Here is an 18,499-nt window from a genome sequence, read left to right as displayed (position 1 = left end):
AAAGTAACCTGTCCCCTTTGCACCAAATTAGGACCAGAGGAGGTCGCTGCGGGTGATGGTGGCGCCAATGGCAAAGGGCATGCAGGCGATGACCGGATACAGGTAGCGCATGTAGGTCGAGCCGTTGCAGGGACCGATCAGGCACACGGCGAGCACGCCCAGCAGCGGCACCCAAATGGCCAGCCCGCGCCACGAATGACGACGTAGCAGATAGACCACCACGGCGATCATGATCCACACATAGGTGGCCGAGCTCATGGTGAGCGAGATAAACGGGATGCGCTGCACCGCCACGCGATACAGGTTGATCAGGTGGTCGCACCAGCGCACCACGTTGCTGTCAACCGGATGGAAGTCGAAGTACTTGAGGTTGTCGGGGCGCGCCATGATCTCGGCACTACGCGCCGTGCTGTAGACCCAGGCATCGCGCGCGCTCGGATAAAAATAACCATAGTAGTTATTGATAAGCGCCGAAATATAGCACTCGGGATCCTTCTTAAACATCTGAGCCCATACCTCAAAATAGGCATCGATGTCCTCCTGCGAGGCATACTCGTTAAAGCAGTTCTTGACGGCATCGGACTTGTCGGGGTTGTAGCGGCGGCCCAGGTTCTCGTACTTGAGTACGCGATCGATCACGGCACGCTCTTCGTCGGTCACCAAGCCGTCGCAAGGAGCCTCCACAATGGTGCCGTCCTCCTTAACCGTGGGGTTGACGCCCGAGTTGAGGCCGTCGTGCTTTTGGACGAAACGAGCCGTCTGCTGGAACGGAATCGAGAGGATTTCGCGCTTGGAACCAGGCGTGATATCGTGCGCCGGCATAAAGACCTTGGTGAAGTACATATTAGAGGCAAGGCAGAGCGCGAGCACCGCGAGGACACCGACCCAGCGGAAGCGCGGGATGGCGCCCGAAGGCGCAGCACCAGTCTGCTTGGCTGCACGACGAGCCACATGCGCGTCCCATGCGCTAAACGCCGCCGCGATTACGCATGCCGCCAGGGGAAACACCAGGCCGCCGTTGCGCAAAAACGTGGAACCCATGGCGCCCAGAGCAAGCAGCAGCCAGTCGTGGCGCGCAAAGAGCACGGGGGCTTTCTCGCCCGCTCGCTCAACATTGGCATCACGACGGGGCAAGCCACACGCCACGAGCTTGACGGTCTGTACCAGCAGCACCAAGAACGCGTCGGCAAAAAGCACGTCTTTGGTGAGCAACGCCGCGTAGTTAGAGAACATCGGCATAAACGCAAAGAACAGCAGGATCGCACCGCGAACCGGCAGGCTCACGCCCAGTTTGCGCAGCGACGAAATGGAATAGGCCATGCAGGCGGCCGTGATGACGAACTGAGCACAGGTGTAGATGGCAAGACCCGCGTTAGCGCTGTTGAACAGCGAAAGCCCCAGCTGAACGCACGAGCCGATAATGGCCGTGTGCACTACGGGATGATGCCCGTTGAGCAGCACGTTGGGGTTGAGTAGGCGCAGGTAGTCGCTCGTGCCGTTGGGATAGTTGAACCACTGGCGAATCTGCGCACCCGTATCTCCCATAAAAAGACCGGGCAGCGAAGCGATGAGCGTGGGCGCCCAGGCGACCATAAGCACCAGGAAGGGCCCGGCAAAGGGATGGACCGAGAGCACGGCGTGAGTCACACGCCATACGCGGCCAAAGTGCGCTTCGGAAAACGGAATGCGCCGAGAGCTCAGCCAATCTAGACACTCAAAGGCAAGGTAGAAGGCAACGATCGCCAGGAGCATCCAGCCCGCGCCGCCAATCCAGGCGCAGATGATGCGAGCTTTATCGCCAAGGACAATCTCGGCCGAGTCGGTGAGATCGTAGCTGCGGCCGAACACCATGCAGATGGCAAAGAACAGCGACGGCAGAATGACCGATGGACGCCAGGTGTCGCCACGGCCAAAGAACACGTAGCGAAACGGCAAGGTGAGCAGGCAGGCAAGTGCAAGCAGCATGACCGCGTCGGTATGGCCGGCAAACGAGAGGAGCACCTCGTAGCACACGTACAGCATGCCCGAGGCTTTGGGGTCAATCGCCAAGACTGCGTTGCTCGACACCGGGGCAGGATCGATGGAAAACGCCGTGGTCGCCAACAGCGCGAGCAAAAATGCGATGAGCGTCTGCTTGGCGGGGTAGCGCTTAAACCAGACGATGCGGGCAGCGTCGCGCGCAGCCGTTGTGGAGAGGTCGGAATCCTTCACAGTCCGAAAGCCTTTCTAGAAACCTGCCAAAAAGGGACAGGTTTATTTTGGCAGGTTTTATCTGGGGAAACGTTACGGTTCTGTCATCGTCGCCCAGCGAACCACCACAAAGGTTCCTGTCCCCTTTGTGGTGGTTTTGGTGGTTAGGCGTCCAGGTAGACGCGCTGGGGCTGGTTGCGGCGACGAGCAAAGATGATGAGCGCCAGGCCCGCGATTACGAGCGGCAGGCTCAGCAACTGGCCCATGGTGATAACGCCACCCAGTAGATAGCCCAGCTGCGCATCGGGCACGCGCACAAACTCAATGAGGAAGCGGACGATGCCGTAACCCATCACAAACACGCCCATAAACGTGCCTTGGGGCAGTAGCGGCTTTTTGCGGCTGAGCACCTGCAGAATGCAAAAGAGCACGATGCCCTCAAGAAATGCCTCGTAGAGCTGGGAGGGGTGACGCGGCATATCGCCCGCGGTGCCACCGAAGACCACGCCCCAGGGCAGATCGGTCGGCTTGCCCCACAGCTCACCGTTGACAAAGTTGGCACAACGGCCCAGGCACAAGGCCAGCGGCGCGCCTATGACGGCAAGGTCTGCCAAAGTCCATGCGTCGAGCTTGTACATGCGGCACACGAGCACGCCGCCGATAACGCCGCCCACCAAACCGCCATGGAAGCTCATGCCGCCCTCGTTGGTGGCAAAGATCTCGAGCGGATGCGCCCAGTAGTAGCCGTCGCCGTAAAAGATGACGTAGAACAGGCGGGCGCCAATGATAAGGCCAAAGACCACGCCGACCACGACACTCGTCAGGTCGTCGACCGTAATGTCAAAACCCCAGCGACGCTGCGTGCGGTACATGACGACCGCCGTGAGCAGGGCGCCGACCACGTAGGCCAGGCCGTACCAGTAGATGGTGATGGGGCCCGCCGAGATCGCGACGGGATCAAGCATATGGTAGAAGTCGTTGAGCATGTCGACCCTCCTACTCCCTACATACAAATGCGGCCGCGGGCCTTGCGCTCGCAGCCGCATATTTGGGCGTAACGTCTATGCGGAGTATGCCGTCCGCAGCTTTCGCATCTTAGAACGGCGCGTACTCGTCGTACAGGTCATCGGTCTCGCCGGAGGCATTGACCTGCTCGACACGCGTAACGCCGGGCACGTGCTCCTTGAGGATACGCTCGATGCCCATGGAAAGCGTCAGGGCGCTCATGGGACAACCGGCACAGGCGCCCTGAAGCTCCAGCTTGACGACGCCCTCGTCATCAACGCCTATATACTCCATGTCGCCGCCGTCGGCCTGTAGGTTGGGGCGAATCTCTTCAAGAACCTTCTTAAGCAGCTCTTCGTTAACAGCCACAGGGGCTCCTTTCTCACAATAACGCGGGCGCGCCCGCGGACAGAGCTATGTTACTATAGCCGTGTACCCGCTCACGAGCCGTCCATGCGCGCAGACGCGACTTTCACGAGTAGTCAATTTGGGACGGGGCTCTTTTGGCTGCCTTTTGTTGCCAGCTGGCGTTGCCACGCGCTACTGCTGAGCCCGCCCCTCGGTGCCGATGTGAACATCGACGATAACCTGGCGGTAGCTGATGCCACAGGAGTCGAGGATGCGGCGGCTGATGCGTCCGTCATCGGTGTCGGCGTACTTGTTGTCCAGGTAGACGACCTCGCCCACGCCCACCTGAGCCAAAATCTTGGCGCAGTCGTGGCACGGGAACAGCGTGACGTAGACCGTGGAACCCTCGAGGTCCTTGAGCGAGCCACGGTAGTTGAGCACGGCGTTGGCCTCGGCATGGACCACGTAGTTGTGCTTGTCCTGCAGCGGGTCGTCGCTCGTACCCCACGGGAAAAAGTCGTCGTTGAGCGCCGAGGGTGTACCGTTGTAGCCCACCGAAAGGATGCGGTGGTTGGTGTTGGCGATGCACGCACCCACCTGCGTGTTGGGGTCCTTGCTGCGGCGCTGCGCGGCGATGGCCACGCTCATAAAGAACTCGTCCCAGCTAATGACGTCCAGGCGCTTGCCTGACGAAGTTTGATGAAGATCGTCCGACATGGCAGACACCTCCGTAATCGCAATAGTTTGACCCATTGTAGCAGGTGAAAGGTGGGGGCGTTTGTCCCACCGGCGCCCTCACTTTTACACGCGGCGGGGCTTTTGGTTGATGCGGTAGAGCTCGGCGAGACCCCGCAACGTCAGCGCATCGTCGACCGTCAGACTGTGACCGACCAGCGACGCGAGCGCCTCGGCATCGTCGCCGGTGATGACAATGGGCACGCTGCCCTCCCCCGCCGCCTTGGTCGCGCGCATCTCGGCAAGCACCATGTCGAGCATGCCGTCGATGCGGGCTACCTCGCCCAAGACCACGCCCGAGCGCATGGCTTCGCGCGTGTTGCGGCCGATCACATGCGTCGGTGCCGAGGGCTCGACCTGAGGCAAACGCGCCGCAGCGGCCGAAAGCGAGCGGGCACCGAGCGCCAGACCCGGCGCGATGACGCCGCCCACAAAGGTACCGCATGCGTCGATGACCTCGATATTGGTCGTCGTGCCCAGGTCGATCACGATGCACGGAGAGCCATAGACGGCACGGGCCGCCACGGCATCGGCGATGCGGTCGGGGCCGATCTCGGCCGGGTCGTCGTAGTGGACGGGCATGCCAGTCTTAAGTCCCGGTCCCACCGTGAGCACGCGTCCCGTGCAGGTACGGGAAAGCGCCACCTTCCACGGGCGCTCGAGCGCCGGCACCACGCAGCTCAGCACTGCGGCCGCGGGAACGAGCGCGCCGGGCATGCCCGCATCGGCCGCCAGCGCGCCCATGACCTGCGCGAGCCTCATGCGCGCTTCGTCGGCTGTAATGCTCGACGGCGTCGTGATCTCGCACGTCGCAAGCGGGCATTCCTGCGCCGCGGCCGAATCCTCGGCAAACAGACCAAAGCGAATGAACGTGTTACCCACGTCGACCGTCAATATATATGCGCACCCATTAAGCATCGTCGGCGCTCCTTTCGTCTGCCCAGCAGTATATCGCCTACCTAAACCAGTCATCCCAAAATGACTAGCTTACGGCTATACTGGTGCGCGGTCGCGCGCGAGCTCACGCGGCGGCCCTTGGTAACCCGACTTCCCGCGCCGTATCCGTAGCGGCGCTCCCGGGGGAAGCGGATATACGCAAAGGAGTTTTATATGAGCAATCCCTCGAACCGCGCTTCGATGCGCGGGCAACTCACGCTGCGCGGCGTCGTCATCGGCGTCCTTGGCTGCGTGATCATCACGGCAAGCTCGGCCTACACCGCCCTCAAGATGGGCGCTCTCCCCTGGCCGATCGTCTTCGCTGCCGTCATCTCGCTGTTCTTCCTTAAGCTCATGGGCAATGCCAGCCTCAACGAGGCCAACGTCACCCACACCATCATGTCCGCGGGCGCCATGGTCGCCGGCGGCCTAGCGTTTACCATCCCGGGTGCCTGGATGCTGGGCTATGCCGACCAGATCAGCTGGCTCGACATGTTTATCGTGGCACTCGCCGGCACCATCCTGGGCCTGCTGGCCACCGCGCTCATCCACCGTCACTTTATCGTGGACGCCGCGCTTGAGTTCCCCACCGGCAACGCCGCAGCTCAGACCCTGCGCGCCACCGAGGCCGGCGGCAAAACCGGCAAGCAGCTCTTTGGCTCCATGGCCATCGCCGGCATCTATAGCGTGCTGCGCGACGCCCTGGGCGTGGTGCCCAGCATGCTATGCACGCTCAACATCCCCGGCGTGACCTTTGGCATCTACAACTCGCCCATGCTGCTCTCCGTCGGCTTCCTCGTGGGCTTCGCCCCCGTCGCCTTCTGGTTTGCCGGCGCGCTGCTGGGCAACTTTGGCATCATCGTGGGTGGCACCGCTGCCGGTCTGTTCGACGTTGTGACTGCACAGGGCATCGTCAAGTCCCTGGGCATGGGCCTCATGATGGGCTTTGGCGTCGCCGTCGTCCTCAAGGACATCCTGCCACAGGTCGCCGGTATCGTCCGCGGTCTTGCCGCCGACAGCTCCACCGACACCGACGAGCAGTCGCTCATCTCGGGCTCCCTTAAGCTCGACGCCGGCATCATCGGCCTGGGCGCTGCCGCCATCGCTGTGATCGTCGCCATCGCGCTCGACCTTGGTCCCGTCCCGGCCGTCATCGTGACGCTGTTCACCTTTGTCACCACCATCATGAGCGCACAGAGCTGCGGCCAGACGGGCATCGACCCCATGGAGATCTTTGGCCTCATCGTTATGCTCATCGTGGCAGCCTTCGCGCAGATCGCTCAGGTAAAGCTGTTCTTTATCGCCGGCATCGTGGCCGTGGCGTGCGGCCTTGCGGGCGACGTCATGAACGACTTTAAGGCCGGCGCCGTGCTGGGCACCAACCCGCGTGCGCAGTGGATCGGCCAAGCCATTGGCGGCATCGTGGGCGCCCTGGTCGCCGCCGCCGTCATGGTCGCGCTCGTCACCGCCTATGGCCCGGACGCCTTTGGCCCCGACAAGAGCTTTGTCGCCGCGCAGGCAAGCGTCGTCGCCACCATGGTCTCGGGCATCCCGAGCGTGCCGTGGTTCGTTGGCGGCTTTATCGCCGGCATCGTCATGTACTGGCTCGGCATTCCGGCCATGATGATCGGCCTGGGCGTGTACCTGCCGTTCTACATGTCACTCACGGCATTCCTGGGCTCCTGCGTCAAGCTCGCCTACGACAAGTGGTCCGCCCACCGCGACGCCACCGCTGGTCTTTCTGACGAGGAGAGGGCTGCCAAGGACGCCGCCTTCCAGGAACAGGGCCTGGTTGTCGCCAGCGGCCTGCTCGGCGGCGAGTCCATCGTCGGCGTTATCCTAGCGTTTGTCTCCGTCGGTCTGAGCCTGCTGGGCTAAGTCGAGCAGCTGCTCGACAGCAACCATATTGCCTACGATTTGCCCGGTCGGTAGCTTTCGCGGCTACCGACCGGGCTTTTTGATATCGAAACAAAGAAAGGCCGGCGCGCTGCGTTTAACAGCGAGCCGGCCTTATCGGTTAAGCTATCGAAGCGTTCCTGCTATGAACTGAAGTTCGTTGCAGAATCTACGCTCGAAACGCTACATCTGCTTGCGACGACGATCGCTCAGCGTCACACCAGCGGCCACGAGGGTGATACCGCCGATGACGAACACCTCGCCCGCAAGAGCGGAGTCATCGCCAGTCTGGGCGAGCGCGGCAGGCGCAGCCTGTTTCTTGGCAACGGGGGCCTTTGCAGCAGCCTGCGCAACCTGAGGCTTGGCCTGCGGCTCAGCCTTGGGATGATACTTGTCGTACTCGGCCTGCGCGGCAGCCAAGGCATCCTTGGCATCGTCAAGCTCGGCAAGCGCGTCGGCATAGGCGTCGTTGGCGTCGGACAGCTTGGCATCGGCATCGCTCAGGGCAGCCTTGAGACCAGCGGCAGCATCGACGGCAGCCTTGTAGCGAGCGTAGGCAGCGTTCAGCTTGACCAGCTTCTCGTTGCCCGTCGTGCCCGCGGCAAGGGATGCCTTGTGGTCGACAGCCTCAAGATCGGCCTTGAGTGCCTCATCGTTGGCAAGCTCGGCCTTGGCCTTGAAGATATCGAGGTTCGCATCGACGACGGCTTCGTTGGCGGCCTCGAGCTGCTTCTGGGCATCGGCGACACCGGCGACGGCAGCGTCATAGGCGGCCTTGGCGTCGTCGACCGCCTTCTGGGCACCGGCGAAGCGCTCGAAGGCCTTGTTTGCGGTGGCAAGCTCGTCCTCGGCGGCCTTGGCCTTCGCCTGTGCGTCGGACAGGGTCTGCGTCTTGGCGGCAACTGCCTGCTTGGCGCCCGAAAGAGCGGTCGCGGCGTGCACATCTGCGGCCTGAGCCTTGTCAACGCCAGCCTGGGCAGTGTCGTCGGCCTTCTTGGCATCGTCAAGCGTGCCCTGCTTGTTCGCAAGATCCGTCTTGGCGGCATCGCACTTGGCGGCAAGGTCCTTGACCGAAGCGGTAGCGTTGTCATACGCCTCTTTGGCCTGATCGGACTTTACCTTGGCAGCATCGCGGGCGCTGCGAGCCTTCGCCTTTTGAGCAGCGGCATCGGTTGCCTTTGCCTTGCCGTCAGCAAGCGTGACGTTTGCCTTATCGAGAGCTGCCTGGGCAGTAGCGGCCTCGCCCTTGGCGACGTTGAGCTTGGTCTTGGGCGTCTTGACGTCGATACCCTTGAGTTTGGCTTCGGCGGCGGTGTAGGCGGACTTGGCGGCAGCAGTAGCGGACTGAGCCTTCTCGTACTCGCCCTTGGCGGTGTTCATGTTCACATCGGCTGCGGTGAAGGCGTCCTGGGCGGCATCCTGCCCGTTTACAGCTGCGAAGTAAGCTTCCCTAGTAGTTCCAAAGTTCTTCTGCGCCTCGGCGAGCTTGCCCTGAAGCTCCTTGAGTTGCGCCTTCTGCGCCTGCGTGCCGCCAGCGTTATAGGCGGAATCGATGTAGTCGTTCAGGAGCTTCTTGAACTCGGAGACAGTGAAATCAGCCTCACTGTCAAAAGAGCTGTAATCGAAGATTGTTACCTCGGAATCGGTGTTCTTACCGCTACCGGTCGCGATGCCGATAGCCTTCGTGCCGGCATCGATGATGTTGAGATAGTGCCCGCACTCATGGTAGATGCTGCTGTAGTGCTGGTAGATATAGTAGGAATCATATCGATGGTTTCCAAGGTCACTATTCTTCTCGACGTACTTATCGAATGCCTCTTTTTCCTGAGTGTAGAGACCGGTATATGGCCAGCCAAGCGTATCCTCGGTCTCGCCGCCGGTATATGCGCCGCCGCCGCCGGCAAGATTTTCTCCATTGTCCCAGTAGCAGCCCGAGTGCCCCCAGATGTTCGATGAATATGATACATTAAGGGCGGCTGCCGCAGTCATGCGGAGGCTGACGCTGAGCGCCGACTGACCGTTCGCCTTGCGGAGGTTGTTCTGGGTGTCGAGATATGTCAAGGCGTTGCGCATCTGCTCCAGGGAGAGCGGGTTGGTGTCGCGAGACATGTCATGATCGACGTACTGGTCATACCATTCGGCCTTGTCAGCGGCACCGGTCAGCATCGATACGGCTTCCTGGGCGTTCTTTTTCTGTGTGGCTGTGAACTGGCTGCCGCCGACGATGTAATTCATGAAGCCGAATATGCCCTGGCTGATGACTTCCTGGTCAACGGTCATGTTCGACTTGAGGTCGGCAATCTGCTGCTCAAGAGCCTCAACCTGGGCATTAGCAGCGTCATAAGCCTTTTCCGCGGCGTTCGAAGCGGCGCAGGCTGCCTCCCACTCGCTGCGCTTCTGCTTGCGAACTTCGACAAGCTTATCGTACGCGGTCTTCTTGTCTGCTTCGGTCTGCTGCGCCTTCTCGTATGCGGCCTTGGCGGCGTCGCGCTCGCTGGCGGCGGCGTTGTACTCCTTGTTTGCCGCATCGTATGCAGACTGGGCAGATGCCACGGCAGCGTTGGCGGCGTTGGCCTTCTGCTGGGCGGCGTCAACGGTATTCTGGGCCGCCTGCAGGTTCGCCTGTGCGGTGGCGTCTGCAGTCGTCGCGGCTTCGAGCGCGGCCTGCGCGGTCTTGAGCTCACCAGCAGCAGCGTTCTTGGCGGCCTCAAGCGCACTGAGGTCGACACCCGTACCCGAGACGGCAGCATCGAGCGCGGCCTGCGCTTGGTTGAACTTCTGCTGGGCGTTATCGCGCGCGGTGGTTGCGGCTGCGAGAGCAGCGGCAGTCTCCTGCTTCTTGGCCTGGGCGGAAGTCAGAGCGGCCTCAGTGTCCTTCTTTTCCCGCTGAGCGTTGGCCTCGGTAGCCTTGGCCTGGTCCAGATTGGCCTGTGCAGTAGCAACGGCCTTATTGGCGTCATCGAGCTTTGCCTGTGCGTCCTCGACGGCCTTCTTGGCGGCCTCGTACTCGTCCATACCCATGGCCTCGAGCTTGGCCTGGGCATCATCGAGGGCCTTCTTGGCCTCATCCTGCTTTGCCTTGGCGTCCTTGAGCGCCTGGGTCTTATCCTCGACACTCTTGTTGGCCTGTTCGAGCTGATCGTTCAGGTCGCCCAGCTTCTTCTGCTGCTGCTCGGTCTTTTCGACGGCGGCTTTGAGCTCGTCAATCTTCTCCTGGAGCGCGGCGACTTCTGCTGCGTTCTGCTCGATTTCGTTGTCGCTCACAGCCTGCGAGGCCTGATTCTTTTGCTGCTGCGCCTGCTTTTGAGACTGGCCCGCCGCGTCGGCCTTCTTCTGGGCGGCATCGTAGGCGGCCTGAGCGTCCTTGAGCTGCTTTGCCGACTCCTCGGCCAGCTGGGCAGCCGTCTTTACGACCGCTTGGTTACCGGCGGCAACGGTATTCTCTACAGAACTACCCCTCCCCCTGAACAGAATCGCCGTTATCGGTTGACGGTGCAGCGATTGCCGCCAGCGGCGACATGAGCGGCTGAGCGATGAGGCCCGCCGTCAAAACGGTTGCGACGGCGCGGTTGGCAACGCCCTTGACGTTGACGGCCTTGGCCCGAGGCTCAAAGTGTTGTGGACTGTAGTTTGCCATGGCTTTCTCCCTTTGACACGGATGTATCCATACGTATCAAACGGTAGCTGTCGATTTTTGAATTCTGTTGCGCAACATTGGCGACCAGCGTATTTTTTGAAATTCACGCTCTCGTGCTTCACAGTTTCGTCACATTTGAAGGAGCTGGTGCATCATATTCTCGCGGGATGGAATTGAGCCTGTGATTTGCATTTGCTCCCGCGTCATCCGCCCTATCGGATTCCGCATCCAACAGACACCCCGCCCGCCACGGTGTAGAGTTATGACAACGGGCGCGTTGCGCGGACCGCGCTGGAACGAGGTGGACATGGAACTCGACAAACAACAGATCAAGCGACTACGCGAACGCCATCACCGGCGCCACGGCATCCGCCCTGCCCATAGCGAAGCCATGGAAAACATCACCCGCTTCCTCAAGCGCGCATTCAACATTCGCGAAGGTCGCGCGCCCTATCACGTAATCCGCAAGCGCTTTGTAAACGGGGCGCGCCTGACCGGCTCTCACCTGTGCATCCTCATCATCGCCATGCTCATCGCGAGCATCGGCCTCGATATCGACTCGGACATCGCCATCGTGGGCGCCATGCTCATCTGCCCGCTTATGGGATCGGTCCTTGCCATGGCATATGGCATCGCCACGCTCGACCGTGAGATTACCGTCGAAGCCGTCGCGGGCTTGGCTCTACAGATGGTCTTTTGCCTGGTCACGTCCACGTTGTACTTTAAGCTCTCGCCCCTTGGCACCACCACGGCGGCCATCATCGACAACTCGACACCCACCGTCTGGGACCTTACCGTCGCACTCGCAGGCGGCTTTGCAGGCGGGCTGGGCAACTCACGCGACCAGGAACCCGCCACGCTCATCGCCGGCGTGGCCGTGGCGACCGCGCTTATGCCGCCCCTGTGCGCGGCGGGCTACGGCATCGCCATCGCAAGCGGGTCACTGTTTCTCTCGGCGCTCTACGAGTTTGGCATCAACGTGGTCTTTATCGCGCTGGCTGCCGAAGCCGTACTGCTTCTTTTGCGTGTGCCGCTCAAGCGCGACCTCAACGGCGACGGCATTGTGACCGCTGAGGAAGACACCGAGGTCGACGAGCTGTCACGCAAAGTGCGCCGCCGCATCATCGTGGGAACGGCCATCTTTGCCATCCCCTGCATCGTTATGACCGCAGGCTCCATTGGCTCGGCGCAGGCCGGTGTGCAGGACGGCTACGGCGTCACCGAAACCACGCGCGAGCTTGCCGCGGTGCTGCCGGGCTTTAAGGACTACACCGTCGCCGTCGAGACCTCGGCCACCGAAGGTGAGGAGGAGGGTATTGTCGAGCGCCAAACTGTCGCCCATGTGACAACGAGCGAGGCGCTCGGGACGCACGACCGCCACGTCGCCCGCAAGCTCATCAACCTCAATGTGCCCGAACTCGATCGCGTGGAATTTGACGTGAAGTGATGCAGAGCGCGGCCCTACAGCTCGTACTTGTACACGCGATAGATGTACTTCTCGGCTTCCATCTCGTAGCTGGTGATGGGACGACCGTACCGGTCGTACTCGGTAAAGGTCTTGGCCTGGCCCGATGCCACGAGCATACTATCTGAATCGCCGACGCGCTGTGCACTGCTTACGTAGCCCGAGAACGGCACTGCGACCTGGTCCTCGAGCTCGTAGGTGCGCGCGTTCTCGTCCACCGTAAAGATGCGCCCAAACGAATGCGTTCCCTTGCTGTAGTCGGTCACCACCGCGGCGCCCAGCTGGCCCCAGTCGAACTTGGGATAGCTCTCGGCCGCGCCAAAGTTGTTGTCGTACAGCAGTACCTGGTAGCGACCGGTTGTTACCGTATCGTCGTTTGGCAGATAGGTCACACTGTGCTGGCCTGCGTTGAGCGAAAAATCGCCTTGGGCCTGCAGCAACTTGTCCTCAAAGCCCGAGCCAGCCCAAAAATCGGGCAAGCCCACGGAAGGCTGCAGTAAGGTCATTTACGCAACATATGTCCAACAAAAACGGGTGGCAGCCACTACGGCTACCACCCGCTTGCCTCATATCTAGCCCATAGCAGGCCAGTTACTTCTTAATGCCATGTCCCAGGCGCTTGGCGACCGATGCAACGGCTTCCTCGCTGGCCGGTCCGCAGCTCACGCAGCCATCGTGGGCACGCATCTGGCCGGTGACCTCATCCATCGCGAGCGGCGCCACCTTCTCGAGCTTAAAGCCCTTGCCGACGCGCATGTTTTCCTTGGCCACGCTGATCATGAGCTTAATGCGGTTGAGCTGGTTGACCTCGGATGCACCGGGGTCGTAGTCCACCGCAACGATGTTGCTCTCGGGGTGCTGCCGGCGCAGTTCCTTGATCACGGCCTTGCCCACCACGTGGTTGGGCAGGCACGCGAAGGGCTGCGTGCAGATGATGTTGGGCGCACCGTGGTCGATCAGGTCGAGCATCTCGGCCGTGAGCAGCCAGCCCTCGCCCATGTTGTTGCACACAGAAAGCACCGTGCGGGCCTTGTCGGCCATGGTGCCGATGCGCTCGGGAGCCTCAAAGCGGCGGGACTTTTCGAGCATCTCCTCCACCGGCGTACGCATCCAGTCCACGAGCTTGATGAGCGCCTGCATGCCAGCGCGCGTGGTAGCAGAGCTTCCCAGCTCGTCCTTCTGCAGCTCGGCGTTGCTCATGGAGTACAGGAAGAAGTCGAGCAGGCCCGGCACCACTGCCTCGCAGCCCTCGCGCTCGATCACATCGACCACGTGGTTGTTGGCTGTGGGATGGAACTTGACCAGGATCTCGCCAACCAAGCCCACGCGCGGCTTGGTGCCCTCGCCCACGAGCGGCATGGTGTCGAACGCGCGGATGGCCTCGCGGCACAGCTTGGTGTAGTTGTGGCGGTTAAACTTAGGCGCCAGCTTGCGGGCGCGCGCCATGTACTCCTCATAGAGTGCGTTGGCGGCACCGGGCGTGGCCTCGTACGGGCGGCAGCGGTAGAGCATCTGCATCATCACGTCGCCAAAGAGCACCGCGTAGACTGCCTGCTTAAGCAGCGCCGGCGTAACCTTAAAGCCGGGGTTGTCCTCGCCGAGCGCCACGGCCGAAAGCGAGATCACCGGAATCTCGGGGTGGCCGCTCTCGCGCAGGGCCTTGCGGATGAGTGCGATGTAGTTGGTGGCACGGCAGCCGCCGCCGGTCTGGCTGATGACCACAGCCGTCTTGGACAGATCGTACCGACCGCTCTCGATGGCCTCCATAATCTGACCCGTCACCAGAATCGACGGATAGCAGATGTCATTGTTCACGTAGCGCAGGCCCGCCTCGACGGCGTCATGGTCGGTCGAGGGCAGCAGCTCCAAGTTGTAGCCGGCACCGCGGAACACCTCTTTGACCAGGTCAAAGTGGATCGGCGCCATCTGCGGGCACAGGATGGTGTAGCCCTCCTCGCGCATCTGCTCGGTAAAGGGCACCTTGGGCCACGCGGTCGAAGCACTCTCGCGCTGCGCCTCGAACGTGTACTTACGGCTCGCGAACGCGGGGGCATCCGTGGAGGGCGCCACCGGCGCGGCATCGCCCTGCTCGTAAGTCTCGCCCGCGGCCGTAGCCTCGGCCAAGCGCTCGGCCTCCTGGTCCTTGAGCGCCGCCATGAGCGAGCGAATACGGATACGCGCGGCGCCCAAGTTGGACACCTCGTCAATCTTGAGCACGGTGTAAATCTTGCCGCTGGCCTCCAGGATCTCCTGCACCTGATCAGTGGTCAGGGCGTCCAAGCCGCAGCCGAAGGAGTTGAGCTGAATCAGGTCCAGGTCGTTGCGCATCGTCACAAAACGGGCGACGGCGTACAGGCGGCTGTGGTACATCCACTGGTCGACGACGCGGATGGGACGCTCGGGCTTCACCAGGTGCGCAAGCGAATCCTCGGTAAAGACCGCAAAGCCAAAGCTCGAGATAAGCTCGGGCAGGGCATGGTTGATCTCGGGGTCGTTATGGTAGGGACGACCGGCGAGCACAATGCCGTGGCCGCCGTGGTCCTCGACCCACTTAAGGGCCTCCTCGCCCATGGTCTGGATGTCCTCGTGGAAGCGCGCATCGGCCTCAAAGGCAGCGTTGACGGCGGCATCGACCTCGGAGCGCGTGATCTTGGGTCCACGCACGCGACCGCGACCGGCCTCAGCATCGGCCACACGGTCGACGGCGAGCACCTGGTACAGACGGCGCTTGAGCTCGGTCTTATCGTGATAGGGCACAAACGGGTACAGGAACTCGATGTTCTGCTCGCGGATCTCGTCGATGTTGAGTGCCAACGCCGTGGGGTAGCTCATGACGATGGGGCAGTTATAGCAGTTGCCGGCGGTCGGATCCTCCTTGCGCTCCCAGCGCACGCACGGCATCCAGATGAAGTCGACATCGCGGTCGATAAGGTTCATCACATGGCCGTGGCTCATCTTTGCCGGGTAGCACACGCTCTCGGACGGCATGGACTCGATGCCCGCCTGGTAGGTCTTTTTGCTCGACTGGTCGGACAGCTGCACGCTAAAGCCCAGGCGCGTAAAGAATGCATGCCAGAAGGGGTAGTTCTCGTACATGTTGAGCGCGCGCGGGATGCCGACGGTGCCGCGCGGGGCCTCGTCGGGGCTCAGCACCTCGCGGTTAAACAGCAACTCGTTTTTCTTTTTGAAGAGGTTGGGGGCCTCGGTCTTTTGCTTTTTGTGGCCGGCGCCCTTCTCGCAGCGGTTGCCAGTAATGAAGCGCCTGCCGCCGCCAAAGTCGTTGACGGTGAGCTGGCAGTTGTTGGAGCAACGGCCGCAGCGGACATGCTTTTGCGTCACGGTAAGGTGCGCGATGTCCTCAGCCGAAAGGATGGTCGAGGTGCCATCGGCACCGGCGCGATCGCGGGCGAGCAGGGCCGCACCATAGGCGCCCATGCAGCCGGCGATGTCTGGGCGCACGGCATGCACGCCGGTGAGCTGCTCAAACGCACGCAGCGTGGCGTCGGACATAAAGGTGCCGCCCTGGACGATCACTTGACTGCCAATCTCCTTGGGGTCGCGCAGCTTAATAACCTTGAACAGGGCATTCTTGATGACGGAATAGGACAGACCGGCCGCGATGTCGCCCACCGTGGCGCCTTCCTTTTGCGCCTGCTTGACGCGCGAGTTCATAAAGACCGTGCAGCGGCTGCCCAAATCGACCGGGGCCTTGGCATGGATGGCGGCATCGGCGAACGCGCGCACGTCCATGTTCATAGAGACGGCGAAGCTCTCGATAAAGCTACCGCAACCCGACGAGCAGGCCTCGTTGAGCATGATGTGCTCGATAACGCCGTCCTTGACGCGCAAGCACTTCATGTCCTGGCCGCCGATGTCCAGGATAAACTCGACGCCGGGCAGGAATGCCTTGGCGCCGCGCAGGTGCGCGACGGTCTCAATCTCGCCGGAATCGGCCTTGAGGGCCTCGATGAGCAGTGCCTCGCCGTAGCCCGTGGTGGTCACGTGGCCGATGGTGCAGCCTGCAGGGATATGGTTGTAGAAATCGGCCATGATGACCTTGGCCGTGCCCAGGATGTCACCGTTGTTGTTGCCGTACCAGGTGTGCAACAGCTGGCCGTCCTCGCCCACGAGCGCGGCCTTCATGGTGGTGGAACCGGCGTCGATGCCGATGAACACGCGGCCGGTGTAGCCGTCGAGCTTGCCCTTGGGGACGACTTCCTGGTCGTGGCGGGTTTTGAACTCGGCAAAGTCCTCGTCAGTGGCAAAGAGCGGGTCCAGACGCTCGACCTCGGCGCCCTGCGTGTCACCCAGGCTGTCGATGGCCTCGATGAGCTGCGGGAACGAGCTGAGCTTATTGGACTCGTGCGCCATGGCGGCACCGCTCGCCACAAACAGGTGGGCGTTTTGGGGCACGATACGGTGCTCCTCGTCCAGGTTGAGCGTGAGGTAGAAGCGGTGGCGCAGCTCGGAGAGATACTGCAGCGGGCCGCCCAGGAAGGCGACGTTGCCGCGGATGGGACGGCCGCACGCCAGGCCCGAGATGGTCTGGGTCACGACGGCTTGGAAGATGGAAGCGGCGACGTCCTCGGGACGGGCGCCTTCGTTGAGCAGCGGCTGCACGTCGGTCTTGGCAAAAACGCCGCAGCGGCTGGCGATGGGATAGATGGTGGTGGCGTTGGCCGCGAGTTCGTTAAGGCCGCTGGCGTCGGTGTGCAGCAGGGTTGCCATCTGATCGATGAACGCGCCCGTGCCGCCGGCGCAGGTGCCGTTCATGCGCTGCTCGATGCCGTTGTCGAAGTAGATGATCTTGGCGTCCTCGCCGCCCAGCTCGATGGCAACATCGGTGGCCGGAATGAGGGTCTCGACGGCACGCTTGCTGGCGATGACCTCCTGAACAAACTCCAGGTCGAGCCATTGGGACAGCAGCAGGCCGCCTGAGCCGGTAATGGCGCAGGTCATTTGGGCCGTCGGCAGCACGGTCGCGGCACCCTCGAACAAGTCGCGGGCGCAAGCGCGGACGTCGGTGTGGTGACGCTGGTACTTGGCGTAGACAATCTGGTTGTCGTCGTTGAGCACAGCGAGCTTAACGGTGGTGGAGCCCACGTCGATGCCCAGGTGCAGGTTGCCGCGGGCGGCCTCGGGGTTGAAGATCGCGCCTTCGGGGGCGTGGGCGGCGGTGACGGCTACGGGCTCAGCGGCGGTAGCGGGCTCGCTAGCGACGGACGTCTCCCCTGCCGCGTTCTTGGCATCGGCAACTGCCTCGGCAACTTTCTCGGCAGCCGCGGTCGCCGCCTTCTGCGCGGCGTCCACCACGGCGGGTGCAGCCTCACGCGCGGCAGCGACCATTCGGTCCTTAATGCCCTCGACGAGTTTGCTCATTGTCTCTCCTCTTAGTTGTTGGACTCGACGGTTGCGGTGGTGTCGACCGCATCCTCGAGCTGCAGATTCAATAGCTTCATGCCGTATTCCGGCACGTTGATATCGATGGGTTGGCCGTACAGGTCACCGGGGCGCACAAAAGCGATGACCGTCATAATGCGCGCCATGGTCTCGGGCGATTCGGAAAGGTCACGCTCAAACCAACGTTGGATCATGCCGACCTCGGCACTCACGACATAGGTGACGTAGTAGTCAAAGAAGGTGCCCAGCGCCAAGCCCAAAATGCCCGTCTGTGCACGCGGCACCACGGCCTCGCGTGCGGTATCGATGATCTTTTTAATAAAGGCGGGGTCGCCGCCCGGGCCCAGCAGGGCCCCGATAAGGTCGCGATTAGCCGCAAGATAGCGAAGCAGCTCAACCGAACCGGGTGCCGGCTCGAGCTCGTCGATATTGCGGTAAAGATCGGGTAATTGAGCTGCGGTGATAAGCTCAACCCGCTCGCGAATCTCGGCAAGCAGGCCGTTCTCGATCTGGCTGATAAAGTCGGGGATATCGCGGTAGTGCGAATAGAACGTGCGGCGTGTAAGACCGGCGCGCTCGGTGAGCGACGCGACGTTAATGTGCGAAAGGTCGCCGCTTTCGGCAAGCTCGCTGGCAAGCGCCTGGCGAAGGGCACGCTGCGAGCGAAGGGACCGGCGATCGCATTTCTCGAGCTGGGACAAGCGTCCTCCTTGTTACTCAGCCTGTGCGCTATTGCACAGTGCGAGTATTATTGCACACCGTGTGTATCAACACGTAAAGGCAATATTTGGAATGCGACGAAGGGGCAGTCTCTTTGTCACATCCAGCGACCGCCTAGGTTGTGCCGGTTGTGCCAGGCTTTTAGAGCGGCATTACCGATTGTCCAA

Annotated in this window: 12 protein-coding genes; 2 read left to right on the top strand and 10 right to left on the bottom strand. The window is 61.9% G+C overall.

What is annotated here, in order from left to right; translation table 11 throughout:
- Positions 1-27: 27 nt before the first annotated feature.
- The 5 genes from PMX60_RS08475 to PMX60_RS08455 all read right to left on the bottom strand — a co-directional run bounded on the left by PMX60_RS08475 (position 28) and on the right by PMX60_RS08455 (position 5,196).
- Entirely contained in the window at positions 28-2,211 is a 2,184-nt protein-coding gene (locus tag PMX60_RS08475) for a DUF6020 family protein (RefSeq protein WP_271747554.1), read from the bottom strand.
- Between the two features lie 143 nt (positions 2,212-2,354).
- Positions 2,355-3,176 carry a prolipoprotein diacylglyceryl transferase gene (gene lgt, locus PMX60_RS08470; protein WP_271747553.1) on the bottom strand — a complete coding sequence of 274 codons (822 nt, stop codon included), beginning with the start codon at positions 3,174-3,176 and terminating at the stop codon, positions 2,355-2,357.
- Between the two features lie 109 nt (positions 3,177-3,285).
- The gene (locus tag PMX60_RS08465; protein WP_022094472.1) at positions 3,286-3,564 is read right to left on the bottom strand and encodes a NifU family protein; all 279 of its coding nucleotides are present in this window, start codon (positions 3,562-3,564) and stop codon (positions 3,286-3,288) included.
- 171 nt (positions 3,565-3,735) lie between these two features.
- Complete coding sequence (locus PMX60_RS08460) at positions 3,736-4,260, bottom strand: deoxycytidylate deaminase (RefSeq protein ID WP_161115098.1); 525 nt, start codon at positions 4,258-4,260, stop codon at positions 3,736-3,738.
- An 84-nt stretch (positions 4,261-4,344) separates the two neighbouring features.
- Positions 4,345-5,196, bottom strand: coding sequence for a type III pantothenate kinase (locus tag PMX60_RS08455; RefSeq protein WP_271747551.1), 852 nt, complete (start codon positions 5,194-5,196; stop codon positions 4,345-4,347).
- A 192-nt stretch (positions 5,197-5,388) separates the two neighbouring features.
- Here PMX60_RS08455 and PMX60_RS08450 point away from each other — a divergent pair, with 192 nt between their 5' ends.
- Entirely contained in the window at positions 5,389-7,092 is a 1,704-nt protein-coding gene (locus tag PMX60_RS08450) for an OPT/YSL family transporter (protein ID WP_271747550.1), read from the top strand.
- A gap of 201 nt (positions 7,093-7,293) precedes the next feature.
- On the opposite strand, the gene PMX60_RS08445 is transcribed toward PMX60_RS08450, so the two are convergent.
- Together PMX60_RS08445 and PMX60_RS08440 are read right to left on the bottom strand one after the other, a co-directional pair.
- On the bottom strand, positions 7,294-10,374 hold the full coding sequence (locus PMX60_RS08445; RefSeq protein ID WP_271747549.1) for a CAP domain-containing protein: 3,081 nt from the start codon (positions 10,372-10,374) through the stop codon (positions 7,294-7,296).
- A 187-nt stretch (positions 10,375-10,561) separates the two neighbouring features.
- Positions 10,562-10,747 carry a hypothetical protein gene (locus tag PMX60_RS08440; RefSeq protein WP_271747548.1) on the bottom strand — a complete coding sequence of 62 codons (186 nt, stop codon included), beginning with the start codon at positions 10,745-10,747 and terminating at the stop codon, positions 10,562-10,564.
- Between the two features lie 307 nt (positions 10,748-11,054).
- Here PMX60_RS08440 and PMX60_RS08435 point away from each other — a divergent pair, with 307 nt between their 5' ends.
- Complete coding sequence (locus tag PMX60_RS08435; RefSeq protein ID WP_271747547.1) at positions 11,055-12,194, top strand: DUF389 domain-containing protein; 1,140 nt, start codon at positions 11,055-11,057, stop codon at positions 12,192-12,194.
- 14 nt (positions 12,195-12,208) lie between these two features.
- Here the strand turns inward: PMX60_RS08435 and PMX60_RS08430 are convergent, their stop codons facing one another.
- The 3 genes from PMX60_RS08430 to PMX60_RS08420 all read right to left on the bottom strand — a co-directional run bounded on the left by PMX60_RS08430 (position 12,209) and on the right by PMX60_RS08420 (position 18,313).
- The gene (locus PMX60_RS08430) at positions 12,209-12,718 is read right to left on the bottom strand and encodes an aryl-sulfate sulfotransferase (protein WP_271747546.1); all 510 of its coding nucleotides are present in this window, start codon (positions 12,716-12,718) and stop codon (positions 12,209-12,211) included.
- Positions 12,719-12,803: 85 nt separating this feature from the next.
- Positions 12,804-17,591, bottom strand: coding sequence for a 2-hydroxyacyl-CoA dehydratase (locus PMX60_RS08425; protein WP_271747545.1), 4,788 nt, complete (start codon positions 17,589-17,591; stop codon positions 12,804-12,806).
- Positions 17,592-17,602: 11 nt separating this feature from the next.
- On the bottom strand, positions 17,603-18,313 hold the full coding sequence (locus tag PMX60_RS08420; RefSeq protein WP_271747544.1) for a TetR/AcrR family transcriptional regulator: 711 nt from the start codon (positions 18,311-18,313) through the stop codon (positions 17,603-17,605).
- Positions 18,314-18,499: the final 186 nt, after the last annotated feature.

Source organism: Collinsella aerofaciens, from assembly GCF_028206995.1.
GTDB lineage: Bacteria > Actinomycetota > Coriobacteriia > Coriobacteriales > Coriobacteriaceae > Collinsella > Collinsella aerofaciens_AQ.
Note: the sequence above shows the minus strand (reverse complement) of the source record. Positions and strands in the feature narration are given on the sequence as shown.

What these genes read in the sequence shown, in the direction of transcription:
- PMX60_RS08430 (WP_271747546.1), bottom strand. Translation starts at nt 12,718, where the DNA reads ATGACCTTACTGCAGCCTTCCGTGGGCTTGCCCGATTTTTGGGCTGGC.
- PMX60_RS08455 (WP_271747551.1), bottom strand. Translation starts at nt 5,196, where the DNA reads ATGCTTAATGGGTGCGCATATATATTGACGGTCGACGTGGGTAACACG.
- PMX60_RS08450 (WP_271747550.1), top strand. Translation starts at nt 5,389, where the DNA reads ATGAGCAATCCCTCGAACCGCGCTTCGATGCGCGGGCAACTCACGCTG.
- PMX60_RS08435 (WP_271747547.1), top strand. Translation starts at nt 11,055, where the DNA reads ATGGAACTCGACAAACAACAGATCAAGCGACTACGCGAACGCCATCAC.
- PMX60_RS08425 (WP_271747545.1), bottom strand. Translation starts at nt 17,591, where the DNA reads ATGAGCAAACTCGTCGAGGGCATTAAGGACCGAATGGTCGCTGCCGCG.
- PMX60_RS08440 (WP_271747548.1), bottom strand. Translation starts at nt 10,747, where the DNA reads ATGGCAAACTACAGTCCACAACACTTTGAGCCTCGGGCCAAGGCCGTC.
- lgt (WP_271747553.1), bottom strand. Translation starts at nt 3,176, where the DNA reads ATGCTCAACGACTTCTACCATATGCTTGATCCCGTCGCGATCTCGGCG.
- PMX60_RS08460 (WP_161115098.1), bottom strand. Translation starts at nt 4,260, where the DNA reads ATGTCGGACGATCTTCATCAAACTTCGTCAGGCAAGCGCCTGGACGTC.